This is a genomic window from Micromonospora sp. I033, assembly GCF_053890995.1.
Genome location: NZ_JBSSLX010000342.1, coordinates 1 through 3,726 on the forward strand (window position 1 = coordinate 1; position 3,726 = coordinate 3,726).

General features: G+C 73.6%; 2 protein-coding genes. Both read left to right on the top strand.

The features are described from left to right. The first annotated feature begins 81 nt into the window (after positions 1-81). Complete coding sequence (gene ligA / locus ACW0Q9_RS29715) at positions 82-2,217, top strand: NAD-dependent DNA ligase LigA (RefSeq protein WP_456186961.1); 2,136 nt, start codon at positions 82-84, stop codon at positions 2,215-2,217. 150 nt (positions 2,218-2,367) lie between these two features. Then, positions 2,368-3,726 (top strand): diguanylate cyclase domain-containing protein (locus ACW0Q9_RS29720; RefSeq protein WP_456186963.1); only part of this gene is annotated, 1,359 nt, incomplete at its 3' end.

Consider the following 3,726-nt stretch of genomic DNA (forward strand, 5'->3'; position numbering starts at 1 on the left):
GAACGGATCGGTGGGGTGGGGGCGGTTGTCAGCCCCGCCCGCTACCGTGCGGGGGTAGCACGATCACGGGAGGGCGGCAGGGTGTCCGAAGAAGCGATTCCGCAGGCGGTCAGCCCCGCCCAGGAGGCGGCGGCGGGCGCCGAGCCGACCGCCGAGGCGCGGGAGCGGCACGCCACGCTGAGCCAGGAGCTCACCGAGCACCAATACCGCTACTACGTGCTGGACGCACCGGTCATCTCCGACGCCGAGTTCGACAAGCAGTTGCGCGAGCTGGAGGCGCTGGAGGCGGAATATCCGGCACTGCGCACCCCCGACTCGCCGACCCAGCGCGTCGGCGGCACCTTCTCCACCGACTTCACCCCGGTCAGCCACGCCGAGCGGATGCTCTCGCTCGACAACGCCTTCGCCGACGAGGAGCTGGCCGCCTGGGCCGAGCGGGTCGAGCGCGACGCCGGCGGCCCGGTGCCCTACCTCTGCGAGCTGAAGGTCGACGGCCTGGCCATCAACCTGACCTACGAGAAGGGGCGGCTGGTCCGGGCCGCCACCCGGGGCGACGGGCGCACGGGTGAGGACGTCACCGCCAACGTCCGCAGCATCCGGGACGTGCCGGCCCGGCTGACCCCCTCCGGCGACTTCCCCGACGTGCCCGAGTTCCTGGAGGTGCGCGGCGAGATCTACTTCCCGGTGGCGGGCTTCGCCGACCTCAACGCCGGCCTGGTCGAGCAGGGCAAGGCGCCGTTCGCCAACCCGCGCAACGCGGCCGCCGGCAGCCTGCGCCAGAAGGACCCGCGGATCACCGCCTCCCGGCCGCTGCGCCTGGTGGTCCACGGCATCGGCGCCCGCCGGGGCTTCCAGCCGGCCGCGCAGTCCGAGTCCTACGCGGCACTCAGGGCGTGGGGGCTGCCGACCAGCGACCGCTGGCGGGTGGTGCCCGACCTGGCCGGCGTGGCGGAGTTCATCGCCTATTACGCCGAGCACCGGCACGACGTCGAGCACGAGATCGACGGCGTGGTGGTCAAGGTCGACCCGGTCTCCATCCAGGGGCGGCTCGGCTCGACCAGCCGCGCGCCGCGCTGGGCCATCGCCTTCAAATATCCGCCGGAGGAGGTGACCACCAAGTTGCTCGACATCGACGTCAACGTCGGGCGCACCGGCCGGGTCACCCCGTTCGCCGTGCTCGAACCGGTCCGGGTGGCCGGCTCCACGGTCGCCCTGGCCACCCTGCACAACGCCCGTGAGGTCGAGCGCAAGGGCGTGCTCATCGGCGACACCGTGGTGCTGCGCAAGGCCGGCGACGTCATCCCCGAGGTGCTCGGCCCGGTGGTCGACCTGCGCCCGGCCGATGCCCGCCCGTTCGTCATGCCCACCACCTGCCCGGCCTGCGGCACCCCGCTCGCGCCGGCCAAGGAGGGCGACGTCGACATCCGCTGTCCCAACTCGCGCAGTTGCCCGGCGCAGCTGCGCGAGCGGGTCTTCCACCTGGCCGGCCGGGGCGCCTTCGACATCGAGGTGCTCGGCTACAAGGGCGCCGCCGCGCTGCTCGACGCGGAGATCATCCACGACGAGGGCGACCTGTTCGCCCTCGACGCCGAGCAGCTCTCCCGCTCGCCGTTCTTCGTCAACAAGGACGGCAGCCTGGGCAGCAACGCGACCAAGCTGCTCGACAACCTGGCCGTGGCCAAGGAGCGGGACCTGTGGCGGGTGCTCGTCGCGCTCTCCATCCGGCACGTCGGGCCGACCGCGGCCCAGGCGCTCGCCCGGCACTTCCGCTCGGTCGAGGCGATCGACGCGGCGAGCGAGGAGGAGCTGTCCTCGGTGGACGGCGTCGGCCCGACCATCGCGGCCAGCATCAAGGAGTGGTTCGCCGTCGACTGGCACCGCGAGGTGGTGCGCAAGTGGGCCGACGCCGGCGTACGGATGGCCGAGGAGGCCGGCGAGGAGGGGCCGCGCCCGCTGGAAGGGGTGACCGTGGTGGTCACCGGCACGCTGGCCGGGTTCAGCCGCGACCAGGCCTCCGAGGCGATCCAGAGCCGGGGCGGCAAGGTCACCGGCTCGGTCTCCAAGAAGACCGGCTTCGTGGTGGTCGGCGACAACCCCGGGTCCAAGGCCGACAAGGCGGCCAGCCTCAAGCTGCCCGTCCTCGACGAGGACGGCTTCCGGGTGCTGCTGGAGTCCGGCCCGGACGCGGCCCGGAAGGTGGCCCGCGTCGAGGGCTGACGCCCCTGCGGCGCGGCCCGTCGCGTATTCCAACTTAATTACGACTACGACCGATTCGTGACTGTCATGTCGGGGAAATCGGCACCGAGGGCGTTTCATTGGCGTACGGCGTGTGACGGCGCATGCCAGGGGCCGATCCCGGGAGGTGCGATGGAGACCGGCGACCCGCGAAACTCCGTCCCGCCCGGGCGGACCGGGCCGTTCTTCGGCTTCGTCACTGTGGTCGGCGTCCTGGCCCTGCTCGTCTCGGCCGGGCCGCTGGCCGCGCTCCCCGACGACCTGCCCCACCTGCCGGCCGCCTTCTGGACCATGGCGGCGCTCGCCGTCGCCTGCGACGCCCGCCCGTTCGTGCCGCCCGGCCGGCGGCAGACCTCCGCGGTCTTCCCGTCGACCTGCTTCACCTTCGCCATCCTGCTGGGCTGGGGGCTCGGCCCGGCAGTCGCCGTGCAGGCCGTGGCGGTCGCCGTCTCCGGCTGGCGGCTCGGCTACGCCGGCTGGCGCACCGCCTTCAACGGCGCCCAGTACGCCTGCGCGCTGGCCGCCGCGTACGCGGTCACGCGGCTCGGCTCGGGTGAGATCTTCGACGGCGGCCGGCTGCACTGGACCGACGTGGCGGCGGTGGGCGGCGCCATGGCGGCCTGGTTCGTGGTCAACTACGGCCTGGTCAGCTCCGCGATCCGGCTGCGGTTCGGCGACCGCTGGTGGCCGAGCGTCCGGCTCGGCCTGGCCTACGAGCTGCTCTCCACCGGTTCGCTGCTGCTGCTCGCCCCGGTGCTGGTGGCCGCCGCCCGGGCCAGCGCCGCACTGATCCCGCTGGTGCTGGTGCCGCTGTTCGCGGTCTACCGGATGGCCCGGCTCTCCGCCGAGCGGGAGCAGCTCGCCGACCTCGACCCGCTGACCGGGCTGCCCAACCGCAAGGCCCTGCTCACCGAGGTGGCCGAGCAGGTGCACCTGCACGCCGAGCGGTCCGCCCGGGGCGAGCCGGACGCCCACCTGGCCCTGCTGCTGCTCGACCTCGACCGGTTCAAGCACGTCAACGACGCGCTCGGGCACGCGGTGGGGGACCGGCTGCTGGTCGAGGTGAGTGCCCGGCTGATCGAGGTGGTCGGCGAGGAGGACCTGGTGGCGCGGCTCGGCGGCGACGAGTTCGCCATCGTCGTACCCGGGCTCACCGGCACCGACCAGGCCCGCGAGCGGGCCGACCGGGTGGTCGCCGCGCTCGCCGAGCCGGTGCCGCTGGACGGCCTGCCGCTGGACGTGGGCGGCTCGATCGGCATCGCCCTCTTCCCCGAGCACGGCGAGGACTTCGCCACCCTGATGCGCCACGCCGACGTGGCCATGTACGACGCGAAGCACCGGAACGACACCGTCGCCGTCTACGCGCCCGAGTCCGACCACAACTCCGCCGAGCGGCTGAGCCTCCTGGCCGACCTGCGTCGCGTGCTGGAGTCCGGGCCGCCCGCCCCACCCGGGGAGCCGACCGGCGTACGCGGCGGCGACGGCGCGGCC